This window comes from Mycobacterium asiaticum (assembly GCF_001673365.1).
GTDB lineage: Bacteria > Actinomycetota > Actinomycetes > Mycobacteriales > Mycobacteriaceae > Mycobacterium > Mycobacterium asiaticum_A.
The window spans coordinates 54,515-75,653 of record NZ_LZLS01000169.1 but is presented as its reverse complement, the minus strand read 5'-3'; the positions used below and the strand labels follow the sequence as shown (position 1 = coordinate 75,653).

Here is a 21,139-nt window from a genome sequence, read left to right as displayed (position 1 = left end):
ATCAGACCCGAATCAGGCGAGGAATAGATGACTGACACGACGTTGCCGCCCGGCGACGACTCGGTAGACCGGATCGAGCCGGTCGACATTCAGCAGGAGATGCAGCGCAGCTACATCGACTACGCGATGAGCGTGATCGTCGGCCGCGCCCTGCCGGAGGTGCGGGACGGTCTCAAGCCGGTGCACCGGCGCGTGCTGTATGCGATGTATGACTCCGGCTTCCGTCCCGACCGCAGCCACGCGAAGTCGGCGCGCTCGGTAGCCGAGACGATGGGCAACTACCACCCCCACGGTGACGCGTCGATCTACGACACCTTGGTGCGCATGGCCCAGCCGTGGTCGCTGCGGTATCCGTTGGTTGACGGGCAGGGCAACTTCGGTTCGCCGGGCAACGATCCTCCAGCCGCCATGAGGTACTGCATTACCGGCGATGCGTTGGTGCGTTTGCCATTTGGGCAATCAGTGCGCATCCGCGATGTAGTTGCGGGCGCTCAGTCGAATTCGGATAATGCGGTGGATCTCAAGGTTCTGGACCGGCACGGCAATCCGGTAGTGGCCGATCGACTATTCCATTCAGGCGAGCACCAGACCTATACCGTGCGTACCGGCGAAGGCTATGAAGTCACCGGGACCGCGAACCACCCGTTGCTGTGTTTGGTTGACGTCGGCGGCGTGCCCACGCTGTTGTGGAAGCTGATCGAAGAGATCCGGCCTGATGACTATGTTGTGTTGCAGCGCACGCCGCCCGTGGAGTTCGGCTCGGCGGATTGGCACGACACCTTGGAAGCCCACCTTGCGGGCATCTTCATCAGCGAGGGCTTCGTGTCCGAGTCGCGGGCGGGACTGAACTCGACATTGCACGCGTTCGACATTTGCAACCTCAGCGAGTTCAAGAAGACCCGATTGGCGAGCCTGAGTGGACAGCGCTCTGCGGACAAGCTGATCCCGGAATGGCTCTGGCACTCCCCCGCCGCCGTTAAGCGCGCATTCCTGCAAGCCCTCTTCGAGGGCGATGGATCCTGCTCTGCGCTGCCGCGCAACACGATTCAGATCTCTTACTCGACATGCAGTAAGCGCCTTGCCAAAGATGTGCAGCAGATGCTGCTGGAATTCGGTGTGATATCGCGCCGCTACCGCCACGCCGTCGGCGAGTACAAGGTCGCCATCACCGGCCGTGCGCAAGCCGAGATATTCGCCACCCAAATCGGTTTCGGCGGCACTAAGCAAACCAAGCTGACGGGCATCCTGTCGTCCATGCCGCCTTGCGCCGGCAGGGACGGCGACCACGTCCCGGGCTTGGCACAGTTTATTCGTGAACATTGCGGTAGCCGTTGGGTCGACAAGGATTGGCTGAACCGCCACAACGTCGACCGCATCCAGCGGTGGCGCACCCATGGCGATGAAATCCTCTCTCATGTAGCCGATCCCGACGTGCGGGCCATCGCCACTGAGCTAACCGACGGGCGCTTTTACTACGCGCGGGTGACTTCGGTGACCGAGGCCGGCGTGCAACCGGTGTACAGCGTGCGCGTCGATACCGACGACCATGCCTTCATAACCAACGGTTTCGTCAGCCACAACACAGAAGCACGGCTTACCCCGCTGGCGATGGAGATGCTGCGCGAAATCGATGAGGAGACAGTCGATTTCATTCCTAACTATGACGGCCGGGTACAGGAGCCGACCGTTCTGCCGAGCCGGTTCCCCAACCTGCTGGCCAACGGCTCGGGCGGTATCGCGGTCGGTATGGCCACCAACATCCCACCGCACAATTTGCGCGAGCTGGCCGAGGCGGTGTTCTGGTGCCTGGAGAACTACGACGCCGACGAAGAGGCGACGCTGGCCGCCGTCATGGAGCGAGTCAAGGGGCCCGACTTCCCGACGTCGGGACTGATCGTCGGATCGGCGGGCATCGCCGATGCCTACAAGACCGGTCGCGGATCGATCCGGATGCGCGGAGTCGTTGAGGTAGAAGAAGATTCGCGAGGGCGCACCTCGCTGGTCATCACCGAGTTGCCGTATCAGGTCAACCACGACAACTTCATCACCTCGATCGCCGAGCAGGTCCGTGACGGCCGGCTGGCCGGCATTTCCAACATCGAGGACCAGTCCAGCGACCGCGTGGGTCTGCGCATCGTCATCGAGATCAAGCGCGACGCGGTGGCCAAGGTAGTGCTGAACAACCTCTACAAACACACCCAGCTGCAGACCAGCTTCGGCGCCAACATGCTCTCGATCGTCGACGGTGTCCCGCGCACGCTGCGGCTGGACCAGATGATTCGCTACTACGTCGAACACCAACTCGACGTGATCATCCGACGCACCACCTACCGGTTGCGAAAAGCCAACGAGCGGGCCCACATTCTGCGCGGTCTGGTCAAGGCGCTCGACGCCCTGGACGAAGTGATCGCGTTGATTCGGGCATCAGAGACCGTCGACATTGCCCGGCAAGGCCTGATCGAGTTGCTCGACATCGACGAGATTCAGGCGCAGGCGATCCTGGACATGCAGCTGCGCCGGTTGGCCGCACTGGAGCGGCAACGCATCGTCGACGACCTGGCCAAGATCGAAGCCGAGATCGCCGACCTGGAGGACATTCTCGCCAAACCGGAACGTCAGCGCGGCATCGTGCGTGACGAACTCGGCGAGATCGTTGAGAAGCACGGCGACGACCGTCGTACCCGGATCATTGCGGCCGACGGCGACGTCAGCGACGAGGACCTGATTGCCCGCGAGGACGTCGTCGTCACCATCACCGAAACCGGATACGCCAAACGCACCAAAACCGATCTCTATCGCAGCCAAAAGCGTGGCGGCAAGGGCGTGCAGGGAGCCGGTCTCAAGCAGGACGACATCGTGCGGCACTTCTTCGTCTGCTCGACGCACGACTGGATCCTGTTCTTCACCACGCAGGGCCGGGTGTACCGGGCCAAGGCCTACGAATTGCCCGAGGCGTTGCGCACCGCTCGCGGTCAGCACGTCGCGAACCTGCTGGCGTTCCAACCCGAGGAACGCATCGCTCAGGTCATCCAGATCAAGAGTTACGAGGACGCGCCATATCTGGTGCTGGCCACCCAGAACGGGTTGGTGAAGAAGTCGAAGCTGACCGACTTCGACTCCAACCGCTCCGGTGGCATCGTCGCGATCAATCTGCGCGGTGAAGACGAACTGGTCGGCGCGGTGTTGTGCTCCTCGGATGACGACCTGTTGCTGGTGTCGGCCAACGGGCAGTCCATCAGGTTCTCGGCGACCGACGAGGCGCTGCGGCCGATGGGCCGTGCCACCTCCGGGGTGCAAGGCATGCGGTTCAATGCCGACGACCGGCTGCTCTCGCTCAACGTTGTCCGCGAGGGCACCTATCTGCTGGTCGCCACCTCGGGCGGGTACGCCAAGCGCACCGGGATCGAGGAGTACCCGGTGCAGGGTCGGGGCGGCAAGGGCGTGCTGACCGTCATGTACGACCGCCGTCGCGGCCGGCTGGTGGGGGCGTTGATCGTCGATGACGAGAGCGAGCTCTACGCCATCACCTCGGGCGGCGGCGTCATCCGCACCACAGCCCGCCAGGTGCGAAAGGCGGGGCGCCAGACCAAGGGCGTACGACTGATGAACCTCGGCGAGGGCGACACGCTGCTGGCCATCGCACGTAACGCCGAAGAAGGCGCTCCCGACGACGTAGACGCGAATGGCGACGGCGAAGGGTCGGCCGGCTAGCTGGGCGGGGGCACGGCTCACGGACCCCCCGGCATAGACTCAGCTACTTGAGCAGACATGTAAGGAGTCGGGGTGAGTTCACCGAACGAGCCGGGTGCCTCCAGTCCGGGTGAGAACCCGAACGGGGACGCGGCGGTCGAACGTGCCGGTGCGCACCGGGCTGGGACCGGACCCGGTCGCCTACCGGATGCCGCGGATTCGCCGCCCTGGCAGCGCGGTAGCGCCCGAACCGGGTCGGAATCCGGGCGTCGTCCGGCGGCTGCCGACCCGCCCACCGATGTGCGACCACCGGCCGGTTCGGAAGCTCGGCTAAACCGCTTCATCTCCGGCACGTCCGCGCCGTCGGCCGGTGCGCAGTCGGAAGGTGCACCCGGACGCAGCGAAAACGCGCCCGCGGAAGCGTACGCCAGCGAACTGCCGGATCTCTCCGGTCCGGCTCCGCGGACTTCGCAACGAAGCGAACAACGCAAGTCCACCCCGGAACGCAGTAGCGACACGGGTGCGTCGGGGACGAGTCGCTCGGTGAGTGGCGAGGCCCGCGAATCCCGGGGCGTGCAAGTCGGATCCCGACGAGCGCGTGGGCCGGTCCGGGCCTCCATGCAGATCCGGCGCATCGATCCGTGGAGCACCTTGAAGGTGTCGCTGCTGTTGTCGGTGGCGCTGTTCTTCGTGTGGATGATCGCCGTGGCGTTCCTGTACCTGGTGCTCGGCGGTATGGGCGTGTGGGCCAAGCTCAACAGCAACGTCGGCGATCTGCTCAACAACACCAGCGGCAGCAGCGGCGAGCTGGTGTCCAGCGGGACGATCTTCGGCGGCGCCGTGCTGATCGGGTTGGTGAACATCGTGTTGATGACCGCGATGGCCACTATCGCCGCGTTCGTCTACAACCTGACCACCGATTTGATCGGCGGTATCGAGGTGACGCTGGCCGATCGCGACTGAGTGCCCGGCTGCGCCGCGCTTGCGATCGCCACGTTCTGTTGGGTGGCGACCCGCCGCGCCCGGCTGCGCCGCGCTTGCGATCGCCACGCGACTTGGGGGTCGGGCGGCCGGTGCGGTAATCTCGTCGCTCGGCCGTACTGGCAGTACGGGCCTATAGCTCAGGCGGTTAGAGCGCTTCGCTGATAACGAAGAGGTCGGAGGTTCGAGTCCTCCTAGGCCCACGACATGTGCCCGTCAAGACGTCGTGTGAAGTTCACGTTGCCGCTGGCAGCGGCCGCCGCTCTGGGTGCGGCGACCGCGGCGGTGGTTCGTTCGCGGCGTGACGTCGAAGTGTGGCATGTGGCGCCCGATCCGAACCCCGGTGACGTATCGGAAATCCCAGAGGGGCCTTAGCTCAGTTGGTAGAGCACCGCCTTTGCAAGGCGGGTGTCAGGGGTTCGATTCCCCTAGGCTCCACAAATGAAGTTCCTCTTCCCCCTCCCCCACCTGGTTCGGCTGAAAGCCTTGACCCAGCCATGGGAGGCCGAGGTCACCGGCGCCGACCAGACCCGGATGGCCAAGTGCGCCGACGAGTGGGGTTACGACATGATCGCTGTCCCAGAACACCTCGTCATCCCCAACGAGCACATCGAATTGTCGGGGCCGCATTTCATGCATTCCACAGTGGCGCAGGCCTATCTTGCGGGTGCTACCGAACGGATCCGGCTCAACTCGGCGATCACGATCCTGCCGCTGCAGCATCCGATCGTGCTCGCCAAAGCGTTGGCGACCGCCGACTGGCTGAGCGGCGGACGCATGACCGTCACCTTCGGCGTCGGCTGGCTGCAACGCGAGTTCGATCTCATCGGGGTGCCGTTCAACAAACGCGGACGCATTGCGAACGAATACCTGGCGGCGATTCTCGAGCTGTGGTCCGCCGAGGCGCCGGCCTTCGACGGTAAGTATGTGTCGTTTCACGATGTGGCGTTCGAGCCGAAACCCGTTCAGAAACCCCATCTTCCGATCTGGATCGGCGGCGACTCGGACGCCGCGCTGCGTCGGGCCGCCAAGTTCGCGTCGGGCTGGTGGTGCTTTCTGACCCCGCCCGAGCAGATCGCCGAGCGCATTGACTTCATCAAGGCCCAACCGGGCTACGACGGACGTCCGTTCGAGGTGGTGCATGGCTTGGGCACCAACCGGGTCGGGGAAGGACACGTCGTGCAGGACGACCCGGACGCGCGGCCGGGCCTGAGCGCGCAGGAACTCGTCGACCGCCTTAGTTGGCTTGCCGCACAAGGGGTTACCTACAGCGCCGTGCCCATCCCGCCGGTACGAGGAGTGCAGGAGTACCTGGACTACGCACAGTGGCTGATTGAGGAGATCAAACCGAAGGTGCCTTAGGGACGGGGTTGCACGTCGACGCTTGGCGGCCGCGGTGACGGCTCGGGGCGCGACGAGCGGCGCACGATGCTGAAGGCGACGGCGCCCCCGGCCAGGACCACGACGCCGGCAGCACCGGCGATGAGCCACGGCTTCTTGCTGCGCCGTTGGTTGCGGCGGGCCTCCTGCAACAGCTGCGGCAGGTTGGCGACCACTTCCTGAGCTCGCCTGTTTTTGGAAGCAAGCTCCTGGCCGATCGTTTCCTGCGCGGCAGCGAGTTCACGGGCCAGGCGGCCCTCGCGGTAGCGACGACGAAGCTCGGTCGCGGTGGAGTGCGCCGACTGCACACTCAGGCCGACCACCCCGCGCGTGACGTCCACGGGTCCGACCGCCGAATAGGTCAGGCCGCGGGTGAGTCGCTCGCGTGGGGTCAACGAGGCTTGCGCCGTTTCGCCGGCTTTTCCGCTCATGTGGCGCCTTTCTGTGCACTGCTCAAGTCCTACGAAGTCCTATCAGGTACCGGGCCGTCGAGCTAGTACCTGTTCGGGTACGTCGCGGTCGACACCCGGTGCGGGCCGCGTAACGCGTAGTGGCAGACTGTGATTTCGTGACTAATAGCCCCATACAGACCGCTACCGCCACGCTGCACACCAACCGCGGAGACATCAAGGTCGCCCTGTTCGGCAACCACGCGCCCAAGACCGTCGCCAACTTCGTCGGCCTGGCGCAGGGCACCAAGGAGTACTCGACGCAGAACGCATCGGGTGGTCCGTCGGGTCCGTTCTACGACGGTGCGGTGTTCCACCGGGTCATCCGGGGCTTCATGATCCAGGGCGGCGACCCGACCGGCACCGGCCGCGGCGGGCCGGGTTACAAGTTCGCCGACGAGTTCCACCCCGAGTTGCAGTTCGACCGTCCGTACCTGCTGGCGATGGCCAACGCCGGTCCGGGCACCAACGGTTCACAGTTCTTCATCACCGTCGGCCCGACCCCGCACCTGAACCGGCGCCACACCATCTACGGCGAGGTCATCGATCCCGACTCGCAGCGCGTCGTAGACACCATCTCGTCGACGGCCACCGACGGCAACGACCGGCCCACCGAGCCGGTCGTCATCGAGTCCATCACCATCTCCTGACGGTTGCCGAGCAGACACAACAGCACGAGCCGCGTCGCTTGGTGCTGTCGTGTCTGCTCGGCCCCTTAGCCGGCGTAGCCGGCGTCGGTGAGGGCGTCAAGCACGTTCAACGGGTCGGTCCCGAGGTCCCAGCGGGACAGGATGAGCAGTCCCCCGTCCACTGTTTCGATCTCCAGAAAGCGCACTTTGCGGCCATGGCGGCGGAACTCCGAGATCCTGATGATCTTGAGTGCGTCCCGTGTCAATAACTGCGTCCGGAACCAACCGCGCACCATCAGTCCCTCGGGCGTGATTGCCAGCTTCGGGCGGGCGCGCCACGATCCGCTGGCAAACAACAGCAGGCCGGCCGCGGCAATCCCGGCGATAACCCGCGCTGGCGGGTCTGTGACCATCGTCACAGTAGCGGTAGCTATCAAAACGCCTGCGACCCCACAACCAGCGATTCCAGCCGTGTGTGGCGACCATTCAGTTTGCTGCATAACTTACTAAGACCCTCTCACCACTGTGGACGCAGTTATCCACAGCAGCTATCAACAGTGGGGATGAATCACACGCGTGTGATTGGGTGGCCAACAGGTTGCTGGCGCGCTAACAAACCCCACCTAAAATAAATTCATTACGCCTGCGTCAGTTCCTGTGCGCCTGGGTCAGTGCCAACGCATCGTGAGCAACAGACCAGAAATCATGAAGGCGAAGGCGATCGCGTAATTCCACGGACCCAGCTCCGCCATCCAATGTAGGGCGGCCGGGGCCTGCGGACCGTAGGCCGCCAGTTGGAAGACCATCAGCCAAACCAGCCCGATCAGCATCAGGCCGATGAACAGCGCGACGAACCACACACTCGATGGCCCGACCTTCACCTTCACCGGCGTGCGGCTGACCGCACTGACGGTGAAGTCGTTCTTCTTACGGACCTTGGACTTGGGCATTTGTTACCTCTGAGATCGGGTGCAACGATTACGGTTGCAAGCAGCCGCGATGGTTTACAGGCTCGGATACTGAGATTAGCCCACCTGGCCTCGCCGCCAGGAAGTCACCACGAAACAGGGGCAGACGTGACCGATCAACCGATCGATCGGAGCCGTTCGCCGTGGCGCTTCGGCGTCCCACTGGTGTGTCTGTTGGCCGGACTGCTGTTGGCGGCGACGCACGGGGTATCCGGAGGAGCCGAGATCCGCCGCAGCGACGCCCCACGACTCGTCGATCTGGTTCGGGAGGCGCGCACCTCGGTAAGTCACCTGGACTCCGAGCGCGAAGCGCTGACCCGAAAGATTGACGCGTACCACGGCCGTTCGTCGGACACCGCCTTGCAGGCAAAGCTGCGACGGGCCGCAGAGCTCGCCGGTGAGGCCGATATGAACGCGGTACACGGCCCGGGCCTGGTGGTCGTCCTCAACGACGCCCAGCGCGACGCTAACGGCCGGTTTCCGCGGGACGCCACACCGGACGACCTGGTAGTGCACCAGCAGGACATCGACGCGGTCCTCAACGCGATGTGGAGTGCCGGCGCGGAAGCAATTCAGATGCAGGATCAGCGCATCATCGCGACCTCGGTCGTTCGTTGCGTCGGTAACACACTGCTGCTCAACGGTCGCACCTACAGCCCGCCTTATTCGATTACGGCCATCGGCAACGCCGCGGCAATGCAGGCTGCCTTGGCCGCTGCGCCACTGGTGACCCTTTACAAGCAATACGTCGTCCGCTTCGGTCTTGGCTACCGCGAGGACGTCAAGACCGATGTGGCTGTGGCCAGCCACTCCGAACCGGTGCGGCTGCATTTCGCCCAGCCGATGGGCCCGATCGGCTATTAAGGCTGCCGACAGAGCGCCCTCCAAGGGGGCGGTAACCTGTCACGATGCGGATCCTGGTCGTCGACAACTACGACAGCTTCGTGTTCAACCTGGTGCAGTACCTGGGCCAGCTTGGCGTCGACGCTGCCGTGTGGCGCAACGACGACGCGAGGCTCGCCGACCCGACCGCGATCGCGGCCGAATTCGACGGCCTCCTGCTCAGCCCCGGCCCGGGTACCCCGGAACGCGCGGGGGCCTCGATCAGCCTGGTGCGCGCGTGCGCTGCGGCCGGCACGCCGCTGCTCGGAGTCTGCCTGGGTCATCAAGCCATCGGAGTTGCATTCGGCGCCGTCGTCGACCGCGCCCCAGAGCTCTTGCACGGCAAGACAAGCAGCGTCTTACACACGAATGTCGGTGTGCTGCAAGGTCTTCCGGACCCGTTCACGGCTACCCGGTACCACTCGCTGACCATCTTGCCCGAGTCGTTGCCAACCGAGCTGGAGGCGATCGCCCACACCCAGAGCGGAGTGATCATGGCCGTGCGGCACACCACGCTGCCGATTCACGGCGTCCAATTCCATCCGGAGTCGATCTTGACCGAGGGCGGGCACCGGATGCTGGCCAACTGGCTCACCTACTGCGGCTGGGCGCGTGACGACACTTTGGTGCGCCGACTGGAGAACGAGGTACTGACGGCGGTCCGGCCGCACTTCCCGACCGATGCCGGGGCTACTGACCGAACTTCAGCGTGATCACGCCGTCCCGGTTGACCCCCGCGCCGGCCGACGGACTCTGGTAGACGATCTTGTTGTGCTGCGCCCCGCCGGCGTCGACGTCGGGGCCCTTGTCCAGCGCCCCCGTCCAACCCAGCGCCCGCAACCGCGGCTCAGCGTCGGTCCAGAACATGCCCGTCACATCAGGCATGACGAACTGGTTGCCCTTGGACACCTGCAGTTCGATCACCGAGTCGACGGGCACGGTCGTGCCGGCGGGAGGATTGGTGCTGATCACGTCACCGGCGGGGCGTGGACTGTCCACCGAGGACTGACTGAACTTGGTGAAGCCGTAGACGGTGAGATTCTTTTGCGCCAGGTCGACGGTCTGTCCCGCGACGTCGGGAATCTGCTTGGTCTCCGGCCCCGAGCCGATGATGATCGTGATCACGTTGGTAATCGCCGACGTCTGGTTCGCCGGCGGGTTGGTGCCGACCACCTTTCCCGCCAATTCCGGGGACGACGGGGAATTGGACTGCTTGAACTTGTTGAAGCCGGCCGCGGTGAGCTTCTTGACCGCCTCGGAGTACGTCAGCGCCGACACGTCGGGGACTTCGCGCTGCTCGGGCCCGGTGGAGACGTTGATGGTGATCTCGTCGCCGGCGCCCACCGACGAGTTGGCGCCTGGGTCGGTGCTGATGACGTGATCGGGCGGGATCTGGGAGTCGGGCTTTTGCTGGGTGCGCGTCTTGAAGCCCTTGTTCTGCAGCGCGACGATCGCATCGGCGGAACTCTGTCCCCGCACGTCGGGAACCTGCACGCTGCGGGTGCTGCCACCGAAGGTGTTGATCGCGATGGTGACGACGATTGTCAGCACGGCCAGTACGGCGACCGCCGCCACCCACCGGCCCACCGAACCGGCCCCGCGATCACTGTCGGAGTCGTCGAAATTCTGCCGCGGCAACGGGTCGGTGCGGGGACCACTGAGCCCCGCGCCCGTGGAGGACATGAAAGCCTTGCGCTCGGCGCCGGTGAGCACCTTGGGGGCCTCGGGCGCCTCTCCGTTGTGCACTCGAACCAGGTCCGCGCGCATCTCCGCGGCGGTTTGGTATCGGTTCTCCGGGTTCTTGGCTAGCGCCTTGAGCACGACGGCATCGAGGTCAGCCGAGATCCCCTCGTGCCGCTCCGAAGGTGGTGTAGGGTCTTCGCGCACATGCTGGTATGCCACCGATACGGGTGAATCGCCGGTGAAAGGTGGTTCCCCGGTGAGCATTTCGTACAACACACAGCCCAACGAGTAGACGTCGGACCGGGCATCGACGGCATCGCCGCGAGCTTGCTCAGGGGAGAGGTATTGCGCTGTACCGATCACCGCCGCGGTCTGGGTGACGCTGTTGCCGCTATCTGCGATCGCGCGGGCAATGCCGAAGTCCATCACCTTGACCGCGTTGGTGGAGCTGATCATGATGTTCGCCGGCTTGACGTCGCGGTGGATGATGCCGTTCTGGTGGCTGAAGTTCAACGCCTGGCAGGCGTCGGCGATCACCTCGATGGCGCGCTTGGGCGTCATGGGGCCTTCGGTGTGGACGATGTCGCGCAGCGTGACACCGTCGACGTACTCCATGACGATGTAGGGCAGCGGACCGGCGGGCGTCTCGGCCTCGCCGGTGTCGTACACCGCGACGATCGCGGGGTGGTTGAGCGCCGCGGCATTCTGCGCCTCACGGCGGAACCGCAAATAGAAACTGGGATCGCGGGCCAGGTCGGCACGCAACACCTTTACTGCGACGTCGCGGTGCAACCGCAGGTCGCGCGCAAGGTGAACTTCCGACATTCCGCCGAAGCCGAGGATGTCGCCCAGTTCGTAGCGGTCGGACAGATGCCGCGGTGTGGTCATCGCGGTATCTCAAATCGGACCAGCGACGCGTGCAGGCCAGCACTACCCGCTTCCGGGCCCTCCGTCCAATCGAGATCGGCTCCCGGAGCCGGGCCGAAGTCGCTGGTCTGCACGCTGCCGGTATTGGTGACCGTCGGCGGCGGTGACGGCTGATTGTTGTCTGCCTTGGCGTTGATCACGATCAGCACCGCGATGATGATCGCGAGCGCTCCCAGCACCCCGGCCGCCCACAGCAGCGCGCGCTGACCGGAGGAGAAGGTGCGCCGCGCCGGCGGTGGCCGATGGCTCCTGGCCGCGGGCCGCGATTGACGTGGCGAGGTGGTCCGGGTAGCCGGGGCGGGCGCGATTCGGGCCGGCGTGGCCGACGGGATCGCCGCCGGGGCGGCCCGGCCAGCCGGAGGTGAGGCGCTTGGCCGCGGCGGTCGACGTCCGGCCCGGACCGCGGCCACGGCGTCGGCGAACGGCCCGCCGCTGCGGTAGCGCTGGCTGGGGTTCTTCACCAGCGTGATCTCGATGAGTTCGCGCACGTTGGGTGGCAGATCGGCGGGCAACGGTGGCGGCGGCTCTTTGATGTGCTTCATCGCCACGGTCAGTGCGCCGTCGCCGGCAAACGGGCGCTTGCCCGAAACCACTTCGTAGCCAACAACTCCCAGCGCGTACACGTCACTGGCGGGAGTGGCGTCGTGGCCGAGGGCCTGCTCGGGCGCGATGTATTGCGCGGTACCCATCACCATGCCGGTCTGGGTCACCGGTGCGGCGTCGACGGCCTTCGCGATACCGAAGTCGGTGATCTTGACCTGCCCGGTGGGCGTGATCAGGATGTTGCCCGGTTTGACGTCACGGTGCACGAGACCGGCGGCGTGGGCGATCTGCAGTGCGCGGCCCGTCTGCTCCAGCATGTCCAGCGCGTGCCGCAGCGACAATCGTCCGGTGCGTTTGAGAACCGAGTTCAGCGGTTCGCCGTTGACCAGTTCCATCACCAGATAGGCCGTGCGGCCCTCGCCGTCCATCGCGCTTTCGCCGTAGTCGTGGACCTGGGCGATGCCGGGATGGTTGAGCATCGCGGTGGTCCGCGCTTCCGCCCGGAAACGCTCGATGAACTCCGGGTCCTGCGAGAACTCCTGCTTGAGCACCTTGACCGCGACACGCCGACCCAGGCGGCTGTCCACCGCTTCCCACACTTGGCCCATGCCGCCGGTGGCGATGAGCCGCTGCAGGCGGTATCTGCCCGACAGCGTCACCCCAACGCGGGGACTCATGTCTTGCCTCCCGCTCGCTCCTGGAGACTCATGGTCCCCCTTGCAAGGCAGCCTCGATCACTGCCCGCCCGATCGGCGCGGCCAGTGCACCTCCCGTCGCGGACAGCCGATCGGCCCCGTTCTCCACCAACACCGCTACGGCAATTTTCGGAGCCTGCGCGGGTGCGAAGGCGATGTACCACGCATGCGGTGGAGTGTGCCGTGGATCGGTGCCGTGCTCAGCGGTACCCGTCTTGGATGCGATCTGCACGCCGGGGATGGCCCCTTTCTGCTGTGCGACTTTCTCGGCGCCGACCATCAGCGCTGTTAGCTTAGCGGCGACCTGCGGCGACACCGCGCGGCGCTGCTGAGTTGGGGCGGTGGTGCTGATGTTGGCCAGATCCGGCCCCTTCAGGCTTTCTACCAGGTATGGCTGCATCAGAATGCCGCCGTTGGCGATCGCCGCCGCCACTAGCGCGTTCTGCAGCGGGGTCAGCGCAACGTCCTTCTGCCCGATACTGGTCATCCCGAGCGCAGCGCCGTCCGGGATCGTCCCGATCGTAGATTCGGCGACCTGCAGCGGGATCGGCTCCGGGCCGGTGTCCAGCCCGAAGGCCTGCGCCATGCTGCGCAGCGCGTCCCGTCCGGTGAGCAGTCCCAGCTGGACGAAGGCGGTGTTACACGACTTGGCGAAGGCCTCGCTGAGCGACACGGTCTGATCAGGCCCGCACGGTTCACCGCCGTAGTTTTCCAGCGTGGCAGTGCTGTTAGGTAGCGGGATCCTGGCGGCGGCGGTCAGCTGCGCGGTCTCGTTGGTCCCGGCCTGCAAGGCCGCGGCGGTGGTGATCACCTTGAAAGTGGAACCCGGCGGATAGGTCTCGGCGATGGCGCGGTTGATCAGCGGGTTGTCGGGATTGTCCCGAAGAACCTGCCACGCCTGCGCCTGTACTTCGGCGTTGTGGGAGGCCAGCAGGTTGGGGTCGTAGGACGGTGAGGACACCAACGCCAGGATCTTGCCGGTGGAGGGTTCGAGCGCGACGACGGCACCCTTGCACGGCGATCCTCCACAGCCCGCCTGCATCGCGTCCCATCCGGCTTGCTGGATGCGGGGGACGATGGTCGTGTCCACATTGCCGCCGCGTGGGTCGCGGCCGGTGAAGAAGTCGGCCAAGCGTCGACCGAAGAGCCGCTCGTCGGAGCCGTTGAGCAGCAGGTCCTCGGCCCGCTCCAGACCGGCGCTGGAATACCGCAGCGAATAGAACCCCGTCACTGGCGCGTACACCGCGGGGTTGGGGTAGACGCGCAGGAAGCGAAACCGGCTGTCAGTGGCGACCGAGTAGGCCAACAGTTGGCCGCCGGCAATGATTTGGCCACGCTGGCGCGAGTACTCGTCGAGCAGGACCCGCTGATTACGCGGGTCGGCGCGCAACCCGTCGGCCGTGAAGACCTGCGTCAACGTGGCGTTGAGCAGAAGCAGCACGATCAACGCCATCACGGTCACCGAGATCCGGCGCAGCGAGGTGTTCATACTCGCTCGATCACCTCGGTCTTGGCCGCCGCGATCGGCGACTTCTTGCGGGGACGGGTGCGCAGCGGCCGGCGCGCGCCGTCGGAGACGCGGGCGAGGATCGCCAGCAAGACATAGTTCGCCAGCAGCGACGAACCGCCATAGGACATCCACGGGGTGGTCAATCCGGTCAGCGGAATCAGCTTGGTGACGCCGCCGACGACGATGAACAACTGAATCGCCAGCGTAGAGGCCAGACCAGCAGCCAGCAGCTTGCCGAAGCTGTCGCGGGTGGCGATCGCGGTCCGCATGCCGCGGATGATGACGATCGTGTAGAGCATAAGAATGCTGGCCAGGCCAACCAGGCCCAACTCTTCGCCGAACGCGGCGATGATGAAGTCGGTCGAGGCGGCGGGCACCGTGTCGGGCTGACCGTTACCCAGGCCGGTGCCGAAAATGCCACCGGTGGCGAAGCTGAACAGCGCCTGCACCATTTGATAGCCGGTGCCGTCCGGGTCGGCGAACGGGTCCAGCCAGGTCTGCACGCGCACCCGCACGTGAGCGAAAAGGTAGTAGGCCACCACGCTTCCCGCCGCGAACAGCACCAGGCCGAGCACGACCCAACTGAAGCGTTGGGTGGCCAGGTAGACCACCACCAGGAACGACGCGTACAACAGCAGCGACGTGCCGAGGTCTTTCTCGAAGACCATGACGCCCACCGAGATCACCCACGCCGCCAACAGCGGGGCGAGGTCACGCGGGCGTGGAAGCGTCACCCCCATCAGGTGCTTTCCCGCGCTGGTGAACAGGTTGCGTTTGGCGACCAGCACCGCCGAGAAGAAGATCAGCAGCAGAATCTTGGAAAACTCGGCGGGCTGAATCGAGAAGCCCGGCAGGCGAATCCAGATTTTGGCGCCGTTCTGCTCGGACAGCGACCGGGGCAGCAGGGCGGGAATCACCAGCAGGACGAGCCCGGACAGGCCGCAGATGTAGCCGTAGCGGGCGAGCTGGCGATGGTCCTTGAGGAAGGTCACCACCAGCGCGAACGCGGTGACGCCAACCAGCGTCCACAGCATCTGCTGGTTGGCGCTGGGGTGGCCGTGCCGACCCACCTGCTTGTCGACCAGATCCAGGCGGTGGATCATCACCAGCCCAAGGCCGTTGAGCAGCGCCACAACCGGCAACAGCAGCGGGTCGGTGTAAGGAGCGAACCGGCGCAGCGCCAGGTGGGCGAAGCCGAACAGCGTCAGGAAGCCAAGCCCGTAGGTGGTCAGGTCCCAGTGCAGCGTGCGCTCCTGGTTGGCCTCCACTATGAGCAGCGCGGCGATGGTGATCAATGCGGCAAAGCACAACAGCAGCAATTCGGCGTTGCGCCGAGTAGGCAACGGAGGCGTCACCGCTACCGGCGCCGGCAGCTCCGTTGTGGTCATGCCGCCGCCCGGCAATCGCCTTGCTGTTGCGGGACTTCACCCGGGGGCGGCGACGCGGAACTCGGTGTCGTCGACGCGGGCGTAGCAGGCGCTGCCGAGGTGGTGCTCGATGTGGTCGTGGTCGTTGACGGTGCTGAGGTAGGGGTGGTGCTGGAAGACGTCGGAGTCGAGGATTCCGGTGCCGGCGGGGCGCTGGATTCCGGTGTGCCCCTGCTATTGGTCGACGGGGCCGACGGTTCAGGCGCGGACGTGGCGCGCTGCTGGCAGCGCGGTCGCAGCGACTTGGCCAACTCGCGCAGTTGCTTACGGGCATCGTCGAGACTGCCGGCCGGAAGCTGTCGAGACTGAACCGACGCCCGTCCGGAAGGGGTGAGGTCGTCCACCTTCATCAGCTGGCAGTCCTTGGGCTGCTGGCCGGGACTCACGTCAGAGATTTCGTCTTTGGCGTTGACGCATCCCACTGAATGCACGCTGTGCAGGGAGACTCCCAGCAGCGACCCCTGCACGCCCTGCATGATGGCGACGGTGCCGTTGTGGTCGGCGATGTAGTAGTTGCCCCGGATCACCATGCGACCGATGGCCAGGCCAGCGATCAGCACCAGCACAATCAACCCGATGACCAGACCCAACCGTCGTCGCGACCAGCGGCGTCGCGGTGGCTCTGGTTGCGGGGCAACACGTTTGGTTACCTCGCCTTTGCGGGGTCCGATCGCCGAAGCGCGGCCGGCCGCGGTGTTGGGCAGCGTCAGCTGGTCGTCGTCGCTGTCTCCGGATACCGCGCCGGCCAGAATGGGTTGGGTCTGGCCGAACTCGTCGTCAACGACGTCGGCAACCACGACCGTGACGTTGTCGGGACCCCCACCACGCAACGCCAGCTCGATGAGGCGATACGCGCTTTCGGCAACGTCTGGGATTTGCAGGGCCTCGGCGATCGTGTCGTTGCTGACCGGGTCGGACAGCCCGTCCGAACACAGCAGGTAGCGGTCACCGGCGCGCGCTTCCCGCATGGTCAGCGTGGGCTCCACCTCATGTCCGGTCAGCGCCCGCATGATCAGCGACCGCTGCGGGTGGCTGTGCGCTTCCTCCGCGGTGATGCGGCCCTCGTCGACCAGCGTCTGAACGAACGTGTCGTCCTTGGTGATCTGGGTGAGCTCGCCGTCGCGGAAGAGGTAGCCACGCGAGTCGCCGATGTGCACCAGTCCGAGCCGGTTGCCCGCGAACAGGATGGCCGTGAGCGTGGTGCCCATGCCTTCGAGCTCGGGTTCCATCTCGACCTGGGCGGCGATCGCAGAGTTGCCGGAGCGCACCGCGTTGTCGAGTTTGGCGAGCAGGTCGCCGCCGGGCTCGTCGTCGTCGAGATGGGCCAGGGCGGCGATCACCAACTGGGAGGCCACTTCGCCGGCGGCGTGACCGCCCATGCCGTCGGCCAGCGCCAACAGCCGTGCTCCGGCGTAGACGGAGTCTTCGTTGTTGGCGCGGACGAGTCCGCGATCGCTCCGGGCGGCATACCGCAGGACCAAAGTCACGGGCGTAACTCTATTGCCGTCTTGCCGATCCGAACCGGCGTACCTATGGGAACTCGTACCGCAGTCGTCACCTTCGCCCTGTCAAGGTATGTGCCGTTGGTCGATCCTAGATCCTCCACATACCATTCCGAGCCCCGCTGAGACAGCCTGGCATGCCGAGTCGAGGCGTAATCGTCAGTCAACACCAAGGTCGAGTCGTCCGCGCGACCGATCAACACCGGCTGCCCGCTCAGGGTGATCCGGGCGCCCTGCAGCGCGCCCTCGGTGACCACGAGGTACCGGGCGGTGTCTCGACGTTGCCGTGAGGCCAGCAGGTTGCCGCGCAGCGTCAACCCGCGCCGCACCATGACCGCCCCCGTGGGCGCGTAGATGTCGGTGCGCAGGATTCGCAACACCGACCAGATGAACAGCCACAGCAGCATCAAGAAGCCGGCACGCGTCAGTTGCAGTACCAACCCCTGCATCTGGCGGTCCTTTCCGTCCCGGTACTGCCTCTGATGTCGAGCACATCAGCAAAGTCACGATACTTCGACGGTGGCCGAAGCGGGGAGACGCGCGCTGCTTCGAGCCAGTGGCTCAGTGGATGCGGACGATGATCTCGGAATGACCCAGGCGAATCACATCGCCGTCAGCCAATTGCCATTCCTGGACCGGCGCGTTGTTTACCGTGGTGCCGTTCGTGGAGTTCAGGTCGGAGAGCAACGCGACCTGGCCGTCCCAGCGGATCTCCAGATGCCGGCGTGAGACCCCGGTGTCGGGCAATCGGAACTGAGCATCCTGCCCCCGCCCGACGATGTTGGAGCCGTCGCGCAGCTGGTAGGTACGCCCACTGCCGTCGTCGAGTTGCAGGGTGACCTGCGCACCGACCGATCCGTAGCCGCCCTGGCCGTAGCCGCCGTAGCCACCCTGCTGGTAGCCCTGGTCCTGGCCGTAGTCCGCTCCGCCCTGGTGACCGTAATCAGGCGCGGGCGGCTGTCCGTAGTCGTAGTCCGAACGGCCGGCGGGCTCGCCGTAGCCGCCGCCCTGTTGGCCGTACCCGCCCGGGGAAGCCTCGGCGTATTGGGTGTAGTCACCGCTGCTGCCGTACTCCTGGCGACCGTAGCCGCCGCCCTGCTGGTAGCCCTGGTCGTAGCCGCCCTGATCGTAGGACTGGCGCTGCGGCTCCGGCGGCGCACTCGGCGCACCGTAGCCGCCGTCGTCCTGGCGACCGGGCTGGCCGTACTCGCCATAGCCCCCGTAACCCGGCTGGCCGCCTTGGGGTTGGCCCTGGGGCGGACCTTGCTGCCCATACCCGCCCTGCTGGTACCCCTGCTCCTGTCCGTAACCGCCTTGGCTGCCGTATCCCCCGGGTGGGCCCGACGGGGTGGGCGGCGAGGCCTCGTAAGTCGGGGCATAGCCGCCACCCTGACCCTGGTCGTAACCACGCTGGTCCTGGTAACCACGCTGGTCGCCGTACCCACCTTGGCCCTGGTCGCCGTAGCCGCCTTGACCTTGGTCGCCGTAGCCGCCTTGGCCCTGGTCGCCATAGCCGCCTTGGCCCTGATCGCCATAGCCGCGCTGGTCCGGGTAACCGCCTTGCTGGCCGTAACCACCCTGGCCGTAGCCGCCTTGACCGTAGCCGCCTTGGTCGCCGTAACCGCCCTGCTCGCCGTAGCCACCCTGCTGAGGCGGGTAGCCCTGCTGGGGGGGATAGCCACCGCCGTCCGGATACCCTTGCTGGCCGCCCTCGGGTGGCCGCTGGTAGCGGTCGTCGTAGTACTCGTCGGGCCGCCCCTGTCCCTGACCGCCGCGGTAGCCTGGATTGTCACTCATCGGTCGTACTCCTGGTTCTGCGCCAAACGCATCATTTGATTGTGGCCGGGCGGAATCGGTAGCCGTCGGGCGGGGCTCGACGTCGGGGTTAACAGTGCCGCGGGCGCGGAACTGGCCAGTGTGCAGGTTCGAGGACTGCTCGAACCGGACGACCACATCACCATACGTTTGCCACCCCTGTTCTTGGATATAGTCCGCCAGGTACCGAGCAAAAGCGCTGGACGTGAGCTCCGGGTCGGCGCCCAATTTCTCAAAGTCGTGCACACTGAGGGTAATGATGTATTCGTTGGGTGCCAAAAGGCGATTTCCCTGTAGGGACTGGACACCGTCGGCGGCCTCACGGCGCAATAGCGCTTCGACTTCTTGGGGCACAATCGATCCCCCGAACACACGAGCAAAGGCATCACCAACGGTCGCCTCGAGTTTGCGCTCGATGCGCTGAACCAGCCCGCGTTGGCTACTCATCTTTCAGCGCTCGCCTCACTACCGTTTATGGAGAGATCCATCGCCGGACGGCAGCTGACCTTCCCCCGTGTTGTATAGCCAGTAATCGTATCGGGACACCTCGACGAGGCGGCACCGTGAGGTTTCTGAGAAATTACATCGATACTGTTCAGAGACCTTTGCCGCGATCGGCGCCTGGCCAGAGGCCCGTGAGCCCTGGCCGAGCGGTTGGGGCGCGCGCCGACTACAGTGATATGGTCCTCCGGTTGTTTCGGGCGAGTGGCGGAATGGCAGACGCGCTGGCTTCAGGTGCCAGTGTCCTTCGGGACGTGGGGGTTCAAGTCCCCCTTCGCCCACAGAGAGCGGTTCTACGAACTGCGACCACAAAGGTCACGAACCATTCTGGTTCGTGGCCTTTGTGTTTGGCGGACAGTGCGTGAGTGAACCGCCCTGCCGCAGGGTCGCGGGATTTCTAGCGCCACGTTCCATCGGATGGGAGCGTGTCGCCGCGCAGGGCCAAACCTGTCGGTCAGCAGGGTCCCCACCGCGACCCGACTGGGTCCCGGCACTTCTCCCCCGTAAGTCAGATCGTGTCCTACGGGGGCGTAGCGCATCGCCGCCGTTCAAGGGCGCGAGCAATGCCCGTTGCATTGTGCGCCTGATAGGCACACAATGGCGTCTATGGCTACGAAGACGGAGCGGTTCGCGGTACGCCTGACTGCTGAGCAGGACGCGCTGATTCGTCGGGCCGCCGAAGTGGAGGGAATGGATCTGACCAACTTCACGGTGACCGCGACGCTGGCTCATGCCCGCGAGGTGCTGGCCGATCGGCGGCTATTCATGCTCGACGCGCGGGCGTGGTCGGAGTTTGTATCGGTGCTGGATCGGCCGGTGTCGTATAAGCCGCGGCTGGAGAAGTTGTTCACGGAGTCCTCGATCTTCGACGAGTGAGCGGCTACAGCGCGCCCCGGCCGATCAGCGAGGGCGATGTGGTAGCCGACTTCGATAGCGGCGAGCCCAGCCTGGATGAGTACCTGCAAAGACGGGCGCTGGCCAACCACATCGAGGGTGCCTCCCGGTGTTTTGTGACGTGCCGGGAAGGCCGCGTCGTCGGGTTCTACGCGCTGGCCTCGGCGGCGATGGAGCGCGCCGGCGCATCCGGGCGGGTGCGGCGCAACATGCCCGATCCGGTGCCGGTGATTTTATTGTCGCGGCTGGCGATCGACCGCAACGAACAGGGTAAGGGCTTGGGTGCGCAACTGCTGCGGGATGCGATCACCCGCGCGGTGGCCGCCGCGGAGATCATCGGGGTGCGGGCGCTGCTGGTGCACGCGATGCATGAGCAGGCACGCAAGTTTTACGCGCACTTCGATTTCGAGCCCTCCCCGACCGACGCGCTGCACCTGCTGCTGTTGATCAAAGACGCCCGCGTCCTGCTCGACCCGCCGCAGAGGTAACCAGCTGATGCTCGACGCGCAAGACGAACCGGGGACCGGCGGTCGCGAGCAGCAGAGACGTTTCAGGGTTTCTCGACCACATGAACGAGTTCCGGCGGTCACCACAAGGTCAGCGGCTCACACTCAACACTCAAATTAAAGGCGACGCCAAGTGGCTGAACTCTAGATGCGGCGG

19 protein-coding genes and 3 tRNA genes are annotated in these 21,139 nt (G+C 65.5%); 12 read left to right on the top strand and 10 right to left on the bottom strand.

Annotated features, from left to right (window positions below; genetic code table 11):
- Positions 1 to 27 precede the first annotated feature (27 nt).
- From gyrA to A5634_RS18535, 6 genes are all read left to right on the top strand, one after another.
- Entirely contained in the window at positions 28 to 3,711 is a 3,684-nt protein-coding gene (gyrA, locus tag A5634_RS18555) for an intein-containing DNA gyrase subunit A (RefSeq protein ID WP_065145485.1), read from the top strand.
- Positions 3,712 to 3,783: 72 nt separating this feature from the next.
- Positions 3,784 to 4,653: a DUF3566 domain-containing protein gene (locus tag A5634_RS18550; RefSeq protein ID WP_065145484.1), complete on the top strand. Its 870-nt coding sequence runs from the start codon at positions 3,784 to 3,786 to the stop codon at positions 4,651 to 4,653.
- A gap of 147 nt (positions 4,654 to 4,800) precedes the next feature.
- Positions 4,801 to 4,874: transfer RNA gene (locus tag A5634_RS18545), tRNA-Ile, on the top strand.
- A gap of 25 nt (positions 4,875 to 4,899) precedes the next feature.
- Positions 4,900 to 5,046 (top strand): hypothetical protein, encoded by a 147-nt coding sequence (locus tag A5634_RS28330; protein WP_155769610.1) that lies wholly within the window; start codon positions 4,900 to 4,902, stop codon positions 5,044 to 5,046.
- Positions 5,037 to 5,109: transfer RNA gene (locus tag A5634_RS18540), tRNA-Ala, on the top strand. Before A5634_RS28330 ends, A5634_RS18540 begins: the two co-directional genes overlap by 10 nt.
- A gap of 3 nt (positions 5,110 to 5,112) precedes the next feature.
- Positions 5,113 to 6,033: a TIGR03619 family F420-dependent LLM class oxidoreductase gene (locus A5634_RS18535; RefSeq protein ID WP_065145483.1), complete on the top strand. Its 921-nt coding sequence runs from the start codon at positions 5,113 to 5,115 to the stop codon at positions 6,031 to 6,033.
- On the opposite strand, the gene cwsA is transcribed toward A5634_RS18535, so the two are convergent.
- A complete protein-coding gene (gene cwsA / locus A5634_RS18530) occupies positions 6,030 to 6,482 on the bottom strand; it encodes a cell wall synthesis protein CwsA (RefSeq protein ID WP_065145482.1) in 453 nt (150 codons plus the stop codon). The genes A5634_RS18535 and cwsA overlap by 4 nt on opposite strands.
- 119 nt (positions 6,483 to 6,601) lie before the next feature.
- On the opposite strand from cwsA, the gene A5634_RS18525 reads away from it, so the two are divergent.
- Positions 6,602 to 7,150 carry a peptidylprolyl isomerase gene (locus tag A5634_RS18525; protein ID WP_065145481.1) on the top strand — a complete coding sequence of 183 codons (549 nt, stop codon included), beginning with the start codon at positions 6,602 to 6,604 and terminating at the stop codon, positions 7,148 to 7,150.
- A 65-nt stretch (positions 7,151 to 7,215) separates the two neighbouring features.
- On the opposite strand, the gene A5634_RS18520 is transcribed toward A5634_RS18525, so the two are convergent.
- Both A5634_RS18520 and crgA read right to left on the bottom strand, forming a co-directional pair.
- Entirely contained in the window at positions 7,216 to 7,629 is a 414-nt protein-coding gene (locus A5634_RS18520; protein WP_065145480.1) for a PH domain-containing protein, read from the bottom strand.
- Positions 7,630 to 7,797: 168 nt separating this feature from the next.
- Positions 7,798 to 8,079 carry a cell division protein CrgA gene (crgA, locus tag A5634_RS18515; RefSeq protein ID WP_065145479.1) on the bottom strand — a complete coding sequence of 94 codons (282 nt, stop codon included), beginning with the start codon at positions 8,077 to 8,079 and terminating at the stop codon, positions 7,798 to 7,800.
- Positions 8,080 to 8,205: 126 nt separating this feature from the next.
- Here crgA and A5634_RS18510 point away from each other — a divergent pair, with 126 nt between their 5' ends.
- Both A5634_RS18510 and A5634_RS18505 read left to right on the top strand, forming a co-directional pair.
- On the top strand, positions 8,206 to 8,961 hold the full coding sequence (locus A5634_RS18510) for a DUF881 domain-containing protein (RefSeq protein WP_155769609.1): 756 nt from the start codon (positions 8,206 to 8,208) through the stop codon (positions 8,959 to 8,961).
- A gap of 44 nt (positions 8,962 to 9,005) precedes the next feature.
- Positions 9,006 to 9,692 (top strand): aminodeoxychorismate/anthranilate synthase component II, encoded by a 687-nt coding sequence (locus tag A5634_RS18505; protein WP_065145478.1) that lies wholly within the window; start codon positions 9,006 to 9,008, stop codon positions 9,690 to 9,692.
- Here the strand turns inward: A5634_RS18505 and pknB are convergent.
- The 7 genes from pknB to A5634_RS18470 all read right to left on the bottom strand — a co-directional run bounded on the left by pknB (position 9,670) and on the right by A5634_RS18470 (position 19,528).
- Positions 9,670 to 11,550, bottom strand: a complete 1,881-nt coding sequence (gene pknB / locus A5634_RS18500; protein WP_065145477.1) for a Stk1 family PASTA domain-containing Ser/Thr kinase — start codon at positions 11,548 to 11,550, stop codon at positions 9,670 to 9,672. The genes A5634_RS18505 and pknB overlap by 23 nt on opposite strands.
- The gene (locus tag A5634_RS18495) at positions 11,547 to 12,809 is read right to left on the bottom strand and encodes a serine/threonine-protein kinase (protein ID WP_065145476.1); all 1,263 of its coding nucleotides are present in this window, start codon (positions 12,807 to 12,809) and stop codon (positions 11,547 to 11,549) included. The genes pknB and A5634_RS18495 overlap by 4 nt, the downstream gene beginning before the upstream one ends.
- Positions 12,810 to 12,837: 28 nt before the next feature.
- Positions 12,838 to 14,316 carry a D,D-transpeptidase PbpA gene (pbpA, locus tag A5634_RS18490; RefSeq protein ID WP_065145475.1) on the bottom strand — a complete coding sequence of 493 codons (1,479 nt, stop codon included), beginning with the start codon at positions 14,314 to 14,316 and terminating at the stop codon, positions 12,838 to 12,840.
- Positions 14,313 to 15,725: an FtsW/RodA/SpoVE family cell cycle protein gene (locus A5634_RS18485; protein WP_065145497.1), complete on the bottom strand. Its 1,413-nt coding sequence runs from the start codon at positions 15,723 to 15,725 to the stop codon at positions 14,313 to 14,315. The genes pbpA and A5634_RS18485 overlap by 4 nt, the downstream gene beginning before the upstream one ends.
- Positions 15,722 to 17,251 carry a PP2C family protein-serine/threonine phosphatase gene (locus A5634_RS18480; RefSeq protein ID WP_065145474.1) on the bottom strand — a complete coding sequence of 510 codons (1,530 nt, stop codon included), beginning with the start codon at positions 17,249 to 17,251 and terminating at the stop codon, positions 15,722 to 15,724. The genes A5634_RS18485 and A5634_RS18480 overlap by 4 nt, the downstream gene beginning before the upstream one ends.
- The gene (locus A5634_RS18475) at positions 17,248 to 17,715 is read right to left on the bottom strand and encodes an FHA domain-containing protein FhaB/FipA (protein ID WP_065145473.1); all 468 of its coding nucleotides are present in this window, start codon (positions 17,713 to 17,715) and stop codon (positions 17,248 to 17,250) included. The genes A5634_RS18480 and A5634_RS18475 overlap by 4 nt, the downstream gene beginning before the upstream one ends.
- Before the next feature lie 112 nt (positions 17,716 to 17,827).
- On the bottom strand, positions 17,828 to 19,528 hold the full coding sequence (locus A5634_RS18470) for a DUF3662 and FHA domain-containing protein (RefSeq protein WP_065145472.1): 1,701 nt from the start codon (positions 19,526 to 19,528) through the stop codon (positions 17,828 to 17,830).
- 252 nt (positions 19,529 to 19,780) lie between these two features.
- Here A5634_RS18470 and A5634_RS18465 point away from each other — a divergent pair.
- The 3 genes from A5634_RS18465 (at position 19,781) to A5634_RS18455 (ending at position 20,964) form a co-directional block, all read left to right on the top strand.
- A tRNA-Leu gene (locus A5634_RS18465) sits at positions 19,781 to 19,863 on the top strand.
- Between the two features lie 325 nt (positions 19,864 to 20,188).
- On the top strand, positions 20,189 to 20,458 hold the full coding sequence (locus A5634_RS18460; RefSeq protein WP_065145471.1) for a DUF1778 domain-containing protein: 270 nt from the start codon (positions 20,189 to 20,191) through the stop codon (positions 20,456 to 20,458).
- Positions 20,455 to 20,964 (top strand): GNAT family N-acetyltransferase, encoded by a 510-nt coding sequence (locus A5634_RS18455; protein ID WP_065145470.1) that lies wholly within the window; start codon positions 20,455 to 20,457, stop codon positions 20,962 to 20,964. The genes A5634_RS18460 and A5634_RS18455 overlap by 4 nt, the downstream gene beginning before the upstream one ends.
- The last annotated feature ends 175 nt before the right edge of the window (positions 20,965 to 21,139 follow it).

Excerpts from the sequence above, each read along its gene's own strand:
- gyrA (WP_065145485.1), top strand. The coding sequence starts at position 28 with ATGACTGACACGACGTTGCCGCCCGGCGACGACTCGGTAGACCGGATC.
- A5634_RS18535 (WP_065145483.1), top strand. The coding sequence starts at position 5,113 with ATGAAGTTCCTCTTCCCCCTCCCCCACCTGGTTCGGCTGAAAGCCTTG.
- cwsA (WP_065145482.1), bottom strand. The coding sequence starts at position 6,482 with ATGAGCGGAAAAGCCGGCGAAACGGCGCAAGCCTCGTTGACCCCACGC.
- A5634_RS18520 (WP_065145480.1), bottom strand. The coding sequence starts at position 7,629 with ATGCAGCAAACTGAATGGTCGCCACACACGGCTGGAATCGCTGGTTGT.
- crgA (WP_065145479.1), bottom strand. The coding sequence starts at position 8,079 with ATGCCCAAGTCCAAGGTCCGTAAGAAGAACGACTTCACCGTCAGTGCG.
- A5634_RS18505 (WP_065145478.1), top strand. The coding sequence starts at position 9,006 with ATGCGGATCCTGGTCGTCGACAACTACGACAGCTTCGTGTTCAACCTG.
- pknB (WP_065145477.1), bottom strand. The coding sequence starts at position 11,550 with ATGACCACACCGCGGCATCTGTCCGACCGCTACGAACTGGGCGACATC.
- A5634_RS18495 (WP_065145476.1), bottom strand. The coding sequence starts at position 12,809 with ATGAGTCCCCGCGTTGGGGTGACGCTGTCGGGCAGATACCGCCTGCAG.
- pbpA (WP_065145475.1), bottom strand. The coding sequence starts at position 14,316 with ATGAACACCTCGCTGCGCCGGATCTCGGTGACCGTGATGGCGTTGATC.
- A5634_RS18485 (WP_065145497.1), bottom strand. The coding sequence starts at position 15,725 with ATGACCACAACGGAGCTGCCGGCGCCGGTAGCGGTGACGCCTCCGTTG.
- A5634_RS18475 (WP_065145473.1), bottom strand. The coding sequence starts at position 17,715 with ATGCAGGGGTTGGTACTGCAACTGACGCGTGCCGGCTTCTTGATGCTG.
- A5634_RS18470 (WP_065145472.1), bottom strand. The coding sequence starts at position 19,528 with ATGAGTAGCCAACGCGGGCTGGTTCAGCGCATCGAGCGCAAACTCGAG.
- A5634_RS18460 (WP_065145471.1), top strand. The coding sequence starts at position 20,189 with ATGGCTACGAAGACGGAGCGGTTCGCGGTACGCCTGACTGCTGAGCAG.